A 15,232-nucleotide genomic window follows, 5' to 3' on the forward strand; every position below is an offset into this window, starting at 1 on the left:
CCTCATTCGATATCACGAACAAGCAGGAACAACCCGGAACCTGAACCATGTCTGATAACGACGACCTCGTCGCCCGCAACGCCGTTGAGTTGCGCCGGATGATCGGCGCGAAAGAGATTTCCCCCGTCGAGCTGCTCGACGCCTGCATCGCGCGGATCGAAGCCCTCAACCCTGCCGTCAATGCGATCACGGCCACCTGTTACGACGACGCGCGCAAGGCCGCGAAGGCGGCCGAGCGCAAGGTGCTGGACGGCGAGCCGCTCGGCCTGCTGCACGGGCTGCCGCTCGGCGTGAAGGATCTCGAAGACACGGCGGGCCTGCTGACCACGTACGGCTCGCCGATGTCGCGCGGCCATGTGCCATCGCGCGATGTCGTGCTGGTCGAGCGGCTGCGCGCGGCGGGTGCGATTCTCGTCGCGAAGACCAACGTGCCCGAACTCGGCGCGGGCGCAAACACGCGCAACCCCGTGTGGGGCGCGACGGGCAATCCGTTCAATCCGGACCTGAACGCGGGCGGTTCATCGGGCGGCTCGGCGGCGGCGCTCGCTTGCGACATGCTGCCCGTCTGCACCGGCTCGGATACAGGCGGCTCGCTGCGCATTCCAGCGTCGAAATGCGGCGTGGTCGGCTTCCGGCCGTCCGCTGGGCTCGTGCCCAACTCGCGCCGGCTGCTCGGCTGGACGCCGATTTCCGTGGTCGGGCCGATGGGCCGCGACGTCGAAGAGACGGCACTGCAACTCGCGGCGACAGCGGGCCTTTCCACAGGCGATCCCCTCAGCTACGAAGTCGATCCACTCCGGTTCGCCACGCTGCCCGCTCTCGATCTCGCCACGTTGCGCGTCGGCTATACGGAAGACTTCGGCTGCTGCGACGTCGACGATGGCATCCGTGCCCTCTTCCGCGCACGCATGGCCGCGCTCGCGCCGATGGTGAAAACCTGCGAGCCGATCCAGTTCGATCTCGGCGACGCGCATCGGGCTTTTGACGTGATTCGCGCGGAAAGCTTCGTCGCGGGCCTGCGCGACGCGTATGCGCGCGACCCAGGCGCGCTCGGTCCGAACACACGCGCGAACTACGAGATGGGCGCCGCGATGACGCTCGCCGACAGCGCATGGGCACAGGCGGAACAGACGCGCATTTTCCGGCGCTTCCAGTCAGCGTTGGACCGTTACGACGTGATCCTCTCGCCGACCACGCCCGTTTCGCCGTTCCCGTGGCGCGAGCTTTACGCAGCGCAGATCAACGGACGCGCGCAGGAGAACTACTACCGCTGGCTCGCGCTGACGTATGTAGTGACGCTGACGACGCATCCCGCGCTGTCGTTGCCATGCGGCGTCGATGCGGCAGGCATGCCGTTCGGCTTGCAGATTGTCGGGCCGTTTCACGGCGACCTCAAGACGCTGGCCGTGGCGCGCGCGATGGAACAGGCTTTCGACACGAACCCCGCATTGCGCCGCCCGCGTCCCGATCTGTCGCGTCTCACGCAGCCGAACCCGGCGCTCAAATCGATCGTTACCGCGCCGCCCATTTTCGATTCCACCGGCGAAGCTCAGGCCGGCATGTCATCCGTCTAACTCAGCGAAGTCCATCATGTCCAACGAAATCCAGCGACTGCAAACCAACGCCCGCATGAGCCAGGTGGTGATTGCGAACGGCATCGTCTATCTGTCCGGCCAGGTGCCGGACACAGCGGGCGCGTCAATCACCATCCAGACGACGCAAATCCTCACGCGCATCGACACGCTGCTCGCCTCGGCGAACGTCGACAAGACGCGCGTGCTCACCGCGAACGTGTGGCTGAGCGACCCGAAGCACTTCGACGAATTCAACGCCGTGTGGGATGCGTGGGTGCCGACGGGCCACGCGCCGACGCGCGCCTGCGTGCAGGCCTTGTTGATGAAGCCGGGCCTCGATGTCGAAATCGCCGTGACGGCGCTCGCATGACGTTATCGCGCGGGGATAAGCAGCAATGAAGTTCGATACCGTCGTACTCGGTGGCGGCATGGTGGGCGTGTCGGTTGCCGTGCATCTGCAAAAACGCGGGCTCACTGTGGCGCTCGTCGATCGCAAGGCGCCGGGCAACGAGACGTCGTTTGGCAACGCGGGGCTGATCCAGCGCGAAGGCGTCTACCCATATGCGTTTCCGCGCGACGCCAGCACGCTGCTGCGCTACGCGCGCAACCGCTCGCTCGATGTCCGCTATCACTTCAGCGCGATGCCGAAGCTGCTGCCGTTTCTGTACCGCTACTGGCACTACTCGCGTGCGGACCGGCATACGGCCATCGCGCGCTCGTATGCGACGCTGATCGAGCATTGCGTGAGCGAGCATCGCGAGTTGATCGATGCGTCGGGTGCGCAGGCGCTGGTGCGCACGGGCGGCTGGCTGAAAGTGTTTCGCAGCGCGCGCAAGCAGGACGCCGCGTTGCGTGACGTCGAGCGCTGGCAAGCCGAGTACGGCGTCACCTTCGACGCACTCGATGCAACGCAGTTGAGGCGCGCGGAGCCGTCGCTGAGCCACGCGCTGCTGGGCGCGTTGCGCTATACCGACGCCGAGTCCGTCAGCGACCCCAACGCGCTCGTCACGGCCTACGCGCGTTACTTTGAGCAGCTTGGCGGCCGCATCTTCATCGGCGATGCGTCGACGCTCGAACCGCACTGGAGCGTCGACACGGAGGCGGGCCGCATCGACGCGCAGTCGGCCGTCATCTCACTCGGGCCCTGGTCGGATACCGTCAGCGCGCGCTTCGGCTACCGGCTGCCGCTCGCGGTCAAGCGCGGCTATCACATGCACTACGCGGCGCAGGACGGCGCGAAGCTGAATCAACCCGTGCTCGATACCGAGATCGGCTACATGATCACGCCGATGGCGCGCGGCATCCGGCTGACGACGGGCGCGGAACTGGCCGCCTGCGACGCGCCGGCAACTCCCGTGCAACTCGATGCGATCGAACCTATCGCGCGCGACACTTTCCCGCTCGGTGCGCGACTCGACGAGCGTCCGTGGCTCGGCCGCCGTCCTTGCACGCCGGACATGATGCCGATCATCGGCCCCGCGACACGCCACAAGGACCTGTGGTTCGCGTTCGGCCACGCGCATCACGGCCTGACGCTCGGGCCCGTCACGGGGCGCCTGCTCGCGGAAATGATGACGGGCGCCACGCCCGTCGCCGACCCGCATCCGTTCCGCGCCGATCGCTTCTAGCCCGATCGCCTCTAGCCCGGTTTACCGCCTCTGGCGCCGGGCGGTACCATAGGCTCGCCTTATTTTCTGAGGGACAAAAATGAATCCCAAGGTCGACGCCTATATCGGCAAACTCAAACAGTGGCGTGAAGAAACCGAAAAACTCAGAGCGATCGTGCTGGAATGCCCCGTCACTGAGGAGTTGAAATGGGGCGTTCCGTGCTACACGCACGACGACAAAAACGTCGTGCTCATACACGGCTTCAAGGAATACTGCGCGATTCTGTTCGTCAAGGGCGCTTTGCTGAAGGACCCGAAAGGCATCCTGATCCAGCAGACAGAGAACGTGCAGTCAGCCCGGCAGGTGCGATTCACGAGTCTGCACGAAATCGTCAAGCTGCAATCCGTTCTGAAGACCTACATCCGCGCGGCTATCGAAGTCGAAAAAGCCGGCCTGAAAGTGGCCCACAAATCGACCGAAGAGTTTGAAGTCGCCGAGGAATTCCAGACCAGACTCGACAAGTTGCCCAAGCTGAAGACTGCTTTCGAAGCGCTGACACCCGGACGGCAACGCGCCTATCTGCTGCACTTCTCGTCGGCGAAGCAATCGAAAACGCGGGAATCGCGGATCGAAAAGTGCATGCCGTTGATTCTTGAAGGCAAGGGTCTGAACGACGAGTGAGTCCGCCCGGAAAGTTCTAAAAGCGGCGGGCGGTGGGCGGACGCCCCGCCGCCGCTCATCCATGAAACACACGGTAAGCGAACTTTGTAGCATTTCCTTAAAAAATGTAGGTCGATAGGATGCTAACGAATAAAAATCGACATACAATCCCGGCCCATGGTCAATCTCCACCTTCTTCGCCGCTCCGTCAGCAGCACGCTGGTCGTCGCCGCGCGCCGCTGGCGCCGCACGAGCCATAGCGTGTTGTCCGCCTACAACGTGTCGGAAGCGTGCGCGGGTCCTTTGCTTACGGCCAACCGCCTGGGCGAAGCCGTGCGTCAGGTGACGCTCGCGGAACATGTGGGGATCGAAGGCCCGTCGCTGGTGCGGCTGCTCGATCAGCTATGCGCGGCGGGCCTCGTGCGCCGCGACGAAGACCCCGACGACAAGCGCGCCAAGACCATCACCCTCACCGACGAAGGCCGCGCCGTCACCGCGCGCATGGAAGAGCGGCTGATGGAACTGCGGGCGCGCGTGCTCAAAGGCGTGAGCCGCGAGGACCTGGAGACGACGCTGCGGGTGCTGAATGCCTTCAACGCGTCGCTGGATGCTACAGTCACTTCCGACAAGGGCGTATCCGACGAGCCAGCCGCTGCCGCACGATCCGGCGGCAAACGCAACGCATAACCGCCATGGCCTATCCCTCAGTCCGCGACTGGCTGTTTTCCGCCAAGACGTTCGCGGCCGCGATGATCGCGTTGTACATCGGCCTTGCGCTCGAACTGCCCCGCCCGTACTGGGCGATGGCGACCGTCTATATCGTCTCGAACCCGTTCGTCGGCGCGACCCGCTCGAAGGCGCTGTACCGCGCGCTCGGCACGGCGCTCGGCGCGGCGGGCGCGGTGCTGATCGTGCCGCCCTTCGTCGAGTCGCCGTTCCTGTTCAGCACGATCGTCGGGCTGTGGACGGGCACGATGCTCTATGTGTCGCTGAACGACCGCACCGCGCGCAGCTATGTGTGCCTGCTCGCCGGCTACACGCTGCCGCTGATCGCGCTGCCCGCCGTCACCAATCCGACCACCGTCTTCGATCTCGCCATCACGCGTACGGAAGAGATCCTGCTCGGCATCGTGGTCGCGAGCATCGTCGGCAGCGTGGTGTTTCCGAGCCGGCTCGCGCCGACGCTGATCGAGCGCACCGACGCCTGGTTCCGCGACGCCGCGTTCTACGCCAGCGAAACGCTGTCCGGCCATATTGCCGGCGCGACGATCTCGGCTTCGCGCCAGCGCCTCGCGGCCACGGTCAACGGGCTCGAATTCCTGCTGAGCCAATTGACCTACGATCACACACGGCCCGATATCGTGCGCCGCGCGCGCGCGTTGCAAGGGCGCATGCAGATATTCCTGCCGCTGATTTCGTCGATGGCCGATCCGCTGATCGAGCTGATACGGCAGCGCGGCGCGCATTCGCCTGAAGTCGAGGCGCTGCTCGCGGACGTCGCGAAGTGGATCAAGGCGCCCGCGCTCGAAGCCAAATACGCCGACGAGCCCGATCAGGAAGCGGAAGCGCTGCGCGCCCGCGTCGATGCGCTGCGGCCTTCCGCACAGGCGCTGACAAGCTGGGACGGCGCGCTGCTGTCGAACGCGCTGTGGCGTCTGGGCCAGGTCATCGACGTCTGGCGCGACATCCGCTGCCTGCGCGCGGCCATCGTTCACGAAACGGTCCTGTGGCGGCCGCACTTTCGCCACTGGCGGCTGGGTGGCACCGAGCGCTTCTTCGACTACGGCATGATGCTGTTCTCGACGGCTTCGGCCGTCGGCGCGGTGATCGTCGCGTGCGGACTGTGGATCACGTCGGGCTGGAACGACGGCGCAGCCGCCGTCACGCTCGCCGCCGTCTCCTGCTGCTTCTTCGCGGCGCTCGACGATCCCGCGCCCTCCGTCTTCAAGTTCTTCCTTGCGACGTGCGCGAGCGTCGTACTGGCCGGGCTGTACGTGTTCGTGGTGCTGCCGCACGTCCACGATTTCGCGATGCTGGTCCTGATCTTTTCCGGGCCGTTCCTGATCATCGGCACGCTGATCCCGAGCCCGCAGTTCACACTCGTGACGTTGCTGACGGCCGTCAACACGGCGACCTTCATCAGCATTCAGAGCGCTTACGAGGCCGACTTCTTCGTGTTCATCAACAGCAATCTGGCGGGCGTCGCGGGCTTGCTGTTCGCTTTCATCTGGACACGCATCACGCGGCCGTTCGGCGCCGAACTTGCCGCCGGGCGGCTCACGCGTTCCGCATGGGCCGACGTCGTGGTGAGCGCGTCGACGGCCGCCATCGAAGACCAGCGCAATCTGTACTCGCGCATGCTCGACCGGCTGATGCAACTGTTGCCGCGCCACGCGGCCTCGGACTCGAACCGTCATCCGTCGATTGAAAGCTTCCGCGACTTCCGCGTCGCGCTGAACGCGCTCGACCTGCGACGCACGCGCCGCAAGCTGACAGCCGACTTGCAAGGCTCCATCGATGACGTGCTTTCCGGTGTGCGGCAGTATTTCGAGCAATGTATCGCGCGCCGCGAACGGCAGCCGGTGCCCGCCGCGCTGATCGAAACGATCGATGCCGCCGTCGCGCAAGTGACCACGCGCAACATCGCGCAGACGCAAGGCGGCACGCAGCAGGGGCAAGAGGGACAGCAGGGACAGGCGGCGGAACAAGGCTCTGCGCCCGCCCCCGCTGCGCCTTCCGGCGAGCGCTGGCTGCGCGAGACGCTGCACGCGCTGGTCGGCATGCGCCTGTCGCTGTTTCCGCCGCATCCCGCGCCCGGCAGCAATCCGCCGCCTCAACCGGAGACCGCAGCCTGATGCGAAACCCATCTCTTACTTTCTGTCGACGCAAATGATCGGCGAAATCGACATTCTCGGCGTCTTCGTGCCAGCCGTGCTGGTGCTGATGTTCATCGCCTATCTGGTGAACCTGGTCTTGCGCAACGTGTTCGCGCGCATCGGCGTTTACCGTTTCATCTGGCACCGTTCCATTTTCGATCTCGGCATTTATGTTCTGGTGCTGGGGCTTGTCGTCATCGTTTCGCACCGGTTCATAACGTGAAAAAAACCTGGTTCTCAGTCGGGCAGATCCTGCTCACTCTTATCGTCGTCGTGATCGCAGCGGCCGTGCTGTGGAAGCTGGTCGACTACTACATGTTCGCGCCGTGGACGCGCGACGGTCACGTGCGCGCGGACGTGATCCAGGTTGCACCGGACGTATCCGGCCTCATCACCGAGGTCAAGGTCGTCGACAACCAGCAGGTCAAGCAAGGTGAAGTGCTGTTCGTGATCGACCAGGCGCGCTATGCGCTCGCGCTGCGCAACGCACAGGCCACCGCGCAGCAGCGCCGCGCGACGCTCGATCAGGCGCGCCGCGAAGATGCCCGCAACCGCGCGCTCGGCAATCTCGTCGCGCGTGAAGTCGTCGAAGAGACGCACTCGCGTGTCGAAACGGCCACGGCCGCGCTCGCCGACGCCGAAGTCGCGATCGACACGGCGCGCCTGAACCTGCAGCGCACGGTGATCGTCAGTCCTGTGGACGGCTATCTGAACGATCGCGCGCCGCGTGTGGGCGAGTACATTTCGGCGGGACGCGCGGTGCTGTCGGTGGTCGACATGCATTCGTTCCGCGTCGACGGCTATTTCGAGGAAACCAAGCTGCACGGCATCGATATCGGCCAGCCTGTCGACATCAAGGTGATGGGCGAACCGGGCGTGCTGCGCGGCCATGTGCTGAGCATCGTCGCCGCAATCGAGGACCGCGACCGCCAGCAGAGCCAGAACCTGCTGCCGAACGTGAACCCGGCATTCAGCTGGGTGCGCCTCGCGCAGCGCATTCCCGTGCGCGTCGCACTCGACGAAGTGCCCGCCGACTTCCGCATGATCGCGGGCCGCACGGCGACGGTGTCGGTGCGCGGCATCGGGCCTTCGATGGGACGGCGCCCGGCGGTATCGGATGCGAAGGCTGCTTCGGCTGCTTCGGCAGGCGCGGGGGCTTCGACCGCGGGCGCGGCTATCGTCGGCACCGCGCCGTCTAGCGCTACGCATTCTGCATCGGGCGCATCGCAATGAAACGCTTTCCGTCCCTCACGGCAACGCGCGCCGGCCTGGCGTTGCTGCCGGCTTTGTTGCCCATCGCGCTCGCTTTGAACGGCTGCACGACGGTCGGCCCGAACTACAAACTGCCGGAGAACGCGGCCGTCAACGCGCCGTATGCGAACGCGGCCATCGACGGCGCGGACAAGGCGCCCGTCACGCAGCAAGCCGTGCCGTCGAAGTGGTGGCGTCTGTATGACGACCCCGTGCTCGATCAGCTGGTCACAGAAGCGCTGTCGTCGAACACCGATCTGCGCGTCGCCGCCGCCAATCTCGCGCGCTCGCGCGCCCAGCTCGACTTCGCGAACGAACAGGGCGGCTTCTCCGGCAAGACGTCGGCGGCTTTCCAGCGCGCGCAGGAATCCGCCGAACAGTACCTGCTGACGGAAAAGATTCCCGTCGTCAACGAAGGCGCGCTGGATCTGAGCGTGTCGTATGAGATCGATCTGTTCGGCAAGCTGCGGCGCGGCGTGGAAGCCGCGAAGGCCGACGACGAAGCCGTCGAGGCCGCAAGCGATCTCGCGCGCATCACGGTCGTCGCCGATGTCGTGCGCGCCTACGTCGAATCGTGCTCGGCAGCGGAAGAACTGGAGATCGCGCAGAAGTCTTTGGCCTTGCAAAAGGAACGGGTCAAGCTCACGCAACGTCTGCGCGACGCGGGCCGCGGCAACCAGCCCGATGTGACGCGCGGCCAGACGCAGGCCGACACGCTCGCCGCCGACATTCCGCGCTTCGTCGCGCGCCGCCGCGCCGCGCAGTACCGGCTCGCGATGCTGCTCGCGCGCGCGCCGTCCGATCTGCCGCCCGCCGCCCTCGCCTGCAGCCGGCTGCCGCATCTGAAGCAGCCAATTCCCGTCGGCGACGGCGCGGCGCTGCTCAAGCGCCGCCCGGACGTGCGCCAGGCCGAACGGCTGCTGGCGGCGTCGACGGCGCGCATCGGCGTCGCGACGGCGGCGCTGTATCCGACCGTGAGCATTGGCGCATCGGCGGGCTCGGTCGGCGTCGTCGAGGATCTGTTCGGCCCGACCACGAACCGCTGGGCGTTCGGCCCGCTGATCAGCTGGACATTCCCGATCAACGGCCAGCGCGCCCGCGTCCACGAAGCGGAAGCCGCGACGGGCGGCGCGCTCGCGCATTTCGACGGCGTCGTGCTGAATGCGCTGCGCGAAACGCAGACGAGCCTGTCGACCTACGCATCCGATACGACGCGCGCCGATGCATTGCGCACCGCGTACAAGTCGGCCGTGCAGTCGGCGGATGAAACGCATCGCCTGTACGCCGCGGGCCGCGACACCTTCATCGACGATCTCGACGCGACGCGCACGCTCACGAGCGTCGCCGCGCAGGTGTCGGCGGCCGAAGGCCAGGTTGCGGTCGATCAGGTGAATCTGTTCCTCGCGCTCGGCGGCGGCTGGGAAGAAGAAAAGAACGACAGCAGCGCCAGCGAGAAAGTCGGCGCCAAGGCCGACTGAGCCGCTTCAGTCGTCCGCTTCGAAAGCGGTTCCGACGAACCGCTCGATCACGCCATTGAACAGTGTAGGCCGCTGCAGCGGCGCGAAATGGCTGACGTTCGGCAGCACGATCAGCTCGGCGTCCGGGATGGTTTGCGCCAGATACACGGCGTGTTCCTGCTTGATGAACTCGTCGTGCTCGCCGATCGCTATGGTCACGCGCACGCGGATTTGCGCGAGATCGTCGGCCGAGTAATCGGGCTGCGTGCGCTGCATCTCGCTGACGGCGGCGACGAACGCGTCGAACTCGCCGGGCGTTGCTGACAGCGCCTCGTAGTCCGCGCGATGCCGCCTGAAGCAGCGGTCGATCACGGGCGTCGGCACGAATGGCTTCGCGCCGCCGGGGTCCATGTTGCACGCGAAGAAGAACACGCCTGCGACGCGCTGCGGCGCGCGCCGACCGAGAATCAGCGCGGTACACGCGCCGTCGCTCCAGCCGATGAATGCCGCTTGCTGTACGTGCAGAGCGTCGAGTACGGCGAGCATGTCGGACGCCATCAGCTCGTAGCTGTACGGTTGCGCGTCGCGTGTGCTGCGGCCATGTCCGCGGCTGTCGATCAGGATCGCCCGGTAGCCAGCCTCAACCAGCGCGGGCACCTGATAACCCCAGTTGCCGCGATGCCCGAGGCCGCCGTGCAACAGCACCACGGGGTGGCCCGCGCCGTACGTCGACCACGCGATGCGTGCGCCCGCGTTGTCCACAAAGCCTTCTTCCTGCGCTTCGGGCAGCGGCGCCGCGCCGTGCGCTTCGAAGTGTTTCAGTTCGTCGTCCGATTGCATGTCGATCGCGCTCCGTGAAGAAAAGCTACCGGTTCATTGTGACAGTTCACGCTCCGTCGGCGCTGTCGGGCGTCTGCTTGCTCAGCGGCGCGACATGCAATCGCCGCCGCTCCGCGCCGAGACCCACGAGCACGACGATCAGCCCTAGCGCACCCATCCCGAGCGAGATCGCCACAACGACCACGCTCATGCGTCCATTCCCCGAAAACATGCCGACCAGCAAGCCCGCCAGCGGCTGCGTCAGGTTGTTGAGCATGATGACGACGCCAAGCGTCTTGCCGTAGTCCTTCGCGGGAATGATCGCCTGACGTACGCTGCGGATATAGATGCTGAACATCTTGTCGAAGCCGACGATCAGCAGAAAGCCCGCGACGTAGCCCCACACGGAAGGACTCACGCCCGCGAGCAGGCCGCCCGCGAAGATCGCGAGAAACGACACGAGCCCGAGTGCCTTGCGCGGAATCCGCACGCGCGCGATCAGCAGCAGGATCACGATCGTCGCGATTGCGCCCGCCGTCTGCACGAACGCATAGAACGCATCCGGCCGGCGATGCAGCCCAGTGACCATTGCCGCCGAGGTGGCGAGCGTCACGCCGATCACGAGATTTTCGGCGGCGGCCAGCGCGACCAGCCGGCTCAGCCCCGGCAGCCTCACGACATGCGCCAGCGCCGTTTTTACGGGCGCGAACCAGTCGCCGCCTCCATGCCCGTGCGGCGTCCATTCGAAAGCGCTCGCGCGCTGCCAGAAGAGTGTCGCGCCATCGGCGGCGAAGAACAGCACGGCCGCGACGCCGACGACGTATTCCCAACGCCACCAGCCGAGCAGCAAACCTGCGAGCATCGGGCCGAGCACCACGCCGACCTGATCGGCGATCTGCGCATACGAGAGCACCTTCTCGAAGCGCTCGGACGTGAATACCTGCGGAAGCAGCACTTCGCGCGCGACGAGCCCCTGGCTGGTCAGGGTGCCGCAGACGGCGGACAGCGCGATCAGCCAGCCGATGCCGCCTGCCACCGCGAAGCCTGCGATGCCTGCCGCGCACGCCATTGCGCGAAAGCGCTGGCTTGCGCGCAGCACCGTAACGGGCGACATGCGATCACACAGCGCGCCGCACACGGGAAACACGATATAGCGCGGGAACGCCTCGATGAAGAACGCGATGCCGGACCATGTCGCTTTTTGGGTCGTCTGGAAGACGACGAGCGGCACTAGAAAAAGCAGTATCTGGTCCGCGAGCCGTGAGAAGAACAGCGAAGCGAAGAACGCCTGATGTTGAGCGCGCATGCAGTTGGTTGATGTTTGTGCGTTGCACGCGGCTCACGTTTGACGTTTTGGCTCGTGCAGGCGTTGTTGGTGTTTTGGGTTTGGGTTTGGGTTTGGGTTTGGGTTTGGGTTTGGGTTTGGGTTTGGGTTTGGGTTTGCTTTCGCTGGCATCCGCGCTTTGTTAGCGTGCTTCACGCGTCGCCCCTGTGCGGGGCGGCACCTACTTTTCTTTGCCGCCGCAAAGAAAAGTAGGCAAAAGAAAGCGGCTAACACCGCCAGCACTTGTTATTGCCTGAGGGCCCCCAACCGGTCCCACACTTCAGATGATAACGCGCTGTTCCCCGCCCGTTGCCATCGCTCTGAATAAGCGCCTCCCCCACTTCAGGCACCCGTACAACGGCCAGCGACAGCGAACGGTTGCGGCCGCCCAGGTGGCAAACTGTGTGTAGGTTGTCGCATCGTACGCGAGGGGGCTCTTATCAGAGACACCGACCTTGCTGTTTAGTCCGGGGTGATGCGTGTACGGCTTGAAAGCCGACACACAGTTTGCCACTTTAGAAGGTGGGAAGCTTGACGCAGTATGGATGCGACGCGGGGGTGTGAAGCAGGTAATGCTCGTGGAGCAAGCGTTGCGACGGCCTGTGTTTTTCAGTTCGGAGTGGTGCGCGTACGGCCTGAAAGCCTACACACAGTTTGCCACCTGGGCGGCGGCGGACTATCTGGCATGGCATGCTGAAACGCGGGGGTGTGAAGCGGGTGAGGCGCACCGCAAGAGCGCTGGCAACGAACGTGAGTCACGTGATTGCCGTGTGAAGCGTAAGACCGGTTGGGGGCCCTCAGGCAAACACAAGAATTAGCGGTGTTAGCCGCTTTCTTTTGCCTACTTTTCTTTGCGGCGGCAAAGAAAAGTAGGTGCCGCCCCGCACAGGGGCGACGCGTGAAGCACGCTAACAAAGCGCGGATGCCAGCGAAAACCCCAAAAAACCAAACCGACCGCGCAACGAAGCCAAACCGCGAATGCCAGCGCAAACACAAGCAAACCAAACCGGCTGCGCAGCAAAAAGCCCGCACATCCAAACCAGAATGCGCGGGCTCCGCCTAAACCACTGCAGTCAAAAAACTCAGACAGTAACAGCAGCGAGCGCGTTATTCAGCGTCTTGCTAGGCCGCATCACCGCTTCCAGCTTCGCGAAATCCGGCTGGTAATAGCCACCGATATCAACACCCTTACCCTGCACGTCCGCCAGTTCACCGACGATAGTCTTCTCATTCTCCGTCAGCACCTTGGCCAGCGGGCCAAACTTGGCAGCAAGTTCCGCGTCATCCGTCTGCGCGGCCAGTTCCTGCGCCCAGTACATCGCCAGGTAGAACTGGCTGCCGCGGTTATCGAGCTCGCCAGTCTTCGGCGACGGGCTCTTGTTGTTGTCGAGCAGCTTGCCCGTAGCAGCATCCAGCGTCTTCGCCAGCACCTTGGCGCGAGCATTCCCCGACTTGATACCAAGCTCTTCAAGCGACACAGCCAGCGCCAAAAACTCACCCAGCGAATCCCACCGCAGGTGGTTCTCTTCGACCAGTTGCTTGACGTGCTTCGGCGCCGAACCGCCCGCACCCGTCTCGTACATGCCGCCGCCCGCCATCAGCGGAACGATCGACAGCATCTTCGCGGACGTGCCCAGTTCCATGATCGGGAACAGGTCGGTCAGGTAGTCGCGCAGGATGTTGCCCGTCGCCGAGATCGTGTCCAGGCCGCGAATCACGCGCTCCAGCGAGTAACGCATCGCGCGAACCTGCGACATGATATGAATCTCGAGACCGTCCGTGTCGTGATCCTTCAGGTATGCCTGCACCTTGTGGATCAGCTCGTTTTCGTGCGGACGGTACGGGTCGAGCCAGAACACCACGGGCATGCCCGAGTTGCGCGCGCGCGTGACGGCGAGCTTGACCCAGTCGCGGATCGGCGCGTCCTTCACGAGGCACATGCGCCAGATGTCGCCCTGCTCGACCTGCTGCGTGAGGCCGCTCAGCACTTCGCCCGTCGCGTTGTCGACGATGCGCGCTTCGCCGTCTTCGGCGATCTCGAAGGTCTTGTCGTGCGAGCCGTATTCTTCCGCCTTCTGCGCCATCAGGCCGACGTTCGGCACCGTGCCCATCGTCTTCGGATCGAATGCGCCGTTGGTCTTGCAGAAGTTGATGATTTCCTGGTAGATGCGCGCGAACGTGCTTTCCGGGATCAGGCACTTCGTGTCGGCGGGACGGCCGTCGGCGCCCCACATCTTGCCGCCCGCGCGGATCATCGCGGGCATCGATGCGTCGACGATCACGTCGTTCGGTGCGTGCAGGTTCGAGATGCCCTTGGCGGAATCGACCATCGCCAGCGCCGGACGGTGCTCGTGGCACGCGTGCATGTCGCGGATCACTTCATCGCGCTGCGATTCCGGCAGCGCTTCGATCTTCGTGTACAGATCGACGAGGCCGTTGTTGACGTTCACGCCAAGTTCGTCGAACAGTTTCGCGTGCTTCGCGAATGCGTCCTTGTAGAACACCTTGACGGCGTGGCCGAAGACGATCGGGTGCGAGACCTTCATCATCGTCGCCTTCACGTGCAGCGACAGCATCACGCCCGTCTTGCGTGCGTCTTCCATCTGGTCTTCATAGAACTCGACCAGCGCCTTCTTGCTCATGAACATGCTGTCAACGATCTCGCCGTCCTGCAGCTTGATCTTCGGCTTCAGCACGATGGTCTCGCCGCGCTTCGTGACGAGTTCCATGCGGACTTCACGTGCCTTGTCGTTGGTGATCGACTTTTCGCCGTGGTAGAAGTCGCCATGCTTCATGTGCGCGACGTGCGTGCGCGACGCCATGCTCCACTCGGCCATGCTGTGCGGGTGCTTCTTCGCGTAGTTCTTGACGGCGGCGGGCGCGCGGCGGTCCGAATTGCCTTCGCGCAGAACCGGGTTCACCGCGCTGCCGAGGCACTTCGAGTAACGCTTCTGGATCTCTTTTTCTTCGTCGTTCTTCGGGTCTTCCGGATAATCCGGAACTTTGTAGCCCTTCGACTGCAGTTCCTTGATCGCGCTGATCAGCTGGAACACCGACGCCGAAATGTTCGGCAGCTTGATGATGTTCGTGTCCGGGTCTTGCGTGAGGCGGCCCAGCTCGGCCAGATTGTCCGGCACGCGCTGTTCTTCCGTCAGGAATTCCGCGAACTCGCCGAGGATACGGCCGGCCACGGAGATGTCGCTGGTCTCGACATTGACGCCAGCCGGAGCGGTAAACGTACGGATGATCGGCAGAAAAGCACTCGTCGCGAGCAGCGGGGCTTCGTCGGTCAGGGTGTAGATGATCGTAGGTTGCTTGTTACTCATCGCTTTGCTCTTGGTCGAGAAAGGTTGGGAAATGCCGCCGGCGACGCCACGGCCGACGCGAATGCCCCGAATTTTGCCTTATTTTGGATTTTGACGGTTTGAATCGTGCCGGTCGAAACGCGTTTAAGGCAAAAAAATGCACGAACTGCGCCGCTTCGCTGCTTTTTCGTCGCTTCGAACGGCACTTCATTGCATTTTTCAATTCAGGCACAGGCACAATTGTTCCGCTAAGCGGTGTTCGCGACAAACGGACGCAGATCGAGATTGCGCCCGACAGATGGCGTGAGGATGAACGATTCCGCAGCGAGGACGCGATCGAACGTGACGCTCGTTCCGC

12 protein-coding genes are annotated in these 15,232 nt (G+C 64.3%); 9 read left to right on the top strand and 3 right to left on the bottom strand.

The annotated features are described in order from the left end of the window. Positions 1–47 precede the first annotated feature (47 nt). The 9 genes from BLT65_RS33960 (at position 48) to BLT65_RS34000 (ending at position 9,447) form a co-directional block, all read left to right on the top strand. A complete protein-coding gene (locus BLT65_RS33960; protein WP_091786509.1) occupies positions 48–1,574 on the top strand; it encodes an amidase in 1,527 nt (508 codons plus the stop codon). Between the two features lie 16 nt (positions 1,575–1,590). Continuing rightward, positions 1,591–1,944, top strand: a complete 354-nt coding sequence (locus BLT65_RS33965; protein ID WP_091786513.1) for a RidA family protein — start codon at positions 1,591–1,593, stop codon at positions 1,942–1,944. Between the two features lie 25 nt (positions 1,945–1,969). Then, entirely contained in the window at positions 1,970–3,202 is a 1,233-nt protein-coding gene (locus BLT65_RS33970) for an NAD(P)/FAD-dependent oxidoreductase (RefSeq protein WP_091786515.1), read from the top strand. Positions 3,203–3,281: 79 nt separating this feature from the next. Further along, the gene (locus tag BLT65_RS33975; RefSeq protein ID WP_091786518.1) at positions 3,282–3,863 is read left to right on the top strand and encodes a YdeI/OmpD-associated family protein; all 582 of its coding nucleotides are present in this window, start codon (positions 3,282–3,284) and stop codon (positions 3,861–3,863) included. Positions 3,864–4,019: 156 nt separating this feature from the next. Then, entirely contained in the window at positions 4,020–4,529 is a 510-nt protein-coding gene (locus BLT65_RS33980; protein WP_042314485.1) for a MarR family winged helix-turn-helix transcriptional regulator, read from the top strand. A 5-nt stretch (positions 4,530–4,534) separates the two neighbouring features. Next, complete coding sequence (locus BLT65_RS33985; protein WP_091786520.1) at positions 4,535–6,697, top strand: FUSC family protein; 2,163 nt, start codon at positions 4,535–4,537, stop codon at positions 6,695–6,697. A gap of 34 nt (positions 6,698–6,731) precedes the next feature. Then, positions 6,732–6,941: a DUF1656 domain-containing protein gene (locus BLT65_RS33990; RefSeq protein ID WP_007746336.1), complete on the top strand. Its 210-nt coding sequence runs from the start codon at positions 6,732–6,734 to the stop codon at positions 6,939–6,941. Continuing rightward, positions 6,938–7,951: an efflux RND transporter periplasmic adaptor subunit gene (locus BLT65_RS33995; protein ID WP_091786523.1), complete on the top strand. Its 1,014-nt coding sequence runs from the start codon at positions 6,938–6,940 to the stop codon at positions 7,949–7,951. Before BLT65_RS33990 ends, BLT65_RS33995 begins: the two co-directional genes overlap by 4 nt. Continuing rightward, on the top strand, positions 7,948–9,447 hold the full coding sequence (locus BLT65_RS34000; RefSeq protein ID WP_042314489.1) for an efflux transporter outer membrane subunit: 1,500 nt from the start codon (positions 7,948–7,950) through the stop codon (positions 9,445–9,447). The genes BLT65_RS33995 and BLT65_RS34000 overlap by 4 nt, the downstream gene beginning before the upstream one ends. Positions 9,448–9,453: 6 nt before the next feature. On the opposite strand, the gene BLT65_RS34005 is transcribed toward BLT65_RS34000, so the two are convergent. From BLT65_RS34005 to BLT65_RS34015, 3 genes are all read right to left on the bottom strand, one after another. Next, positions 9,454–10,266: an alpha/beta fold hydrolase gene (locus tag BLT65_RS34005; RefSeq protein ID WP_091786526.1), complete on the bottom strand. Its 813-nt coding sequence runs from the start codon at positions 10,264–10,266 to the stop codon at positions 9,454–9,456. A 46-nt stretch (positions 10,267–10,312) separates the two neighbouring features. After that, the gene (locus tag BLT65_RS34010) at positions 10,313–11,551 is read right to left on the bottom strand and encodes an MFS transporter (RefSeq protein ID WP_091786529.1); all 1,239 of its coding nucleotides are present in this window, start codon (positions 11,549–11,551) and stop codon (positions 10,313–10,315) included. Positions 11,552–12,651: 1,100 nt separating this feature from the next. Then, on the bottom strand, positions 12,652–14,895 hold the full coding sequence (locus tag BLT65_RS34015; protein WP_091786532.1) for an NADP-dependent isocitrate dehydrogenase: 2,244 nt from the start codon (positions 14,893–14,895) through the stop codon (positions 12,652–12,654). Positions 14,896–15,232 lie beyond the last annotated feature (337 nt).

Origin of the sequence: Paraburkholderia steynii, assembly GCF_900100565.1 — a bacterium.
Taxonomy (GTDB): domain Bacteria; phylum Pseudomonadota; class Gammaproteobacteria; order Burkholderiales; family Burkholderiaceae; genus Paraburkholderia; species Paraburkholderia terrae.

Bases quoted from the DNA above. Each gene is read 5' to 3' on its own strand.
- BLT65_RS33960 (WP_091786509.1), top strand. From the start codon at position 48: ATGTCTGATAACGACGACCTCGTCGCCCGCAACGCCGTTGAGTTGCGC.
- BLT65_RS33965 (WP_091786513.1), top strand. From the start codon at position 1,591: ATGTCCAACGAAATCCAGCGACTGCAAACCAACGCCCGCATGAGCCAG.
- BLT65_RS33970 (WP_091786515.1), top strand. From the start codon at position 1,970: ATGAAGTTCGATACCGTCGTACTCGGTGGCGGCATGGTGGGCGTGTCG.
- BLT65_RS33975 (WP_091786518.1), top strand. From the start codon at position 3,282: ATGAATCCCAAGGTCGACGCCTATATCGGCAAACTCAAACAGTGGCGT.
- BLT65_RS33980 (WP_042314485.1), top strand. From the start codon at position 4,020: ATGGTCAATCTCCACCTTCTTCGCCGCTCCGTCAGCAGCACGCTGGTC.
- BLT65_RS33985 (WP_091786520.1), top strand. From the start codon at position 4,535: ATGGCCTATCCCTCAGTCCGCGACTGGCTGTTTTCCGCCAAGACGTTC.
- BLT65_RS33990 (WP_007746336.1), top strand. From the start codon at position 6,732: ATGATCGGCGAAATCGACATTCTCGGCGTCTTCGTGCCAGCCGTGCTG.
- BLT65_RS34000 (WP_042314489.1), top strand. From the start codon at position 7,948: ATGAAACGCTTTCCGTCCCTCACGGCAACGCGCGCCGGCCTGGCGTTG.
- BLT65_RS34005 (WP_091786526.1), bottom strand. From the start codon at position 10,266: ATGCAATCGGACGACGAACTGAAACACTTCGAAGCGCACGGCGCGGCG.
- BLT65_RS34010 (WP_091786529.1), bottom strand. From the start codon at position 11,551: ATGCGCGCTCAACATCAGGCGTTCTTCGCTTCGCTGTTCTTCTCACGG.
- BLT65_RS34015 (WP_091786532.1), bottom strand. From the start codon at position 14,895: ATGAGTAACAAGCAACCTACGATCATCTACACCCTGACCGACGAAGCC.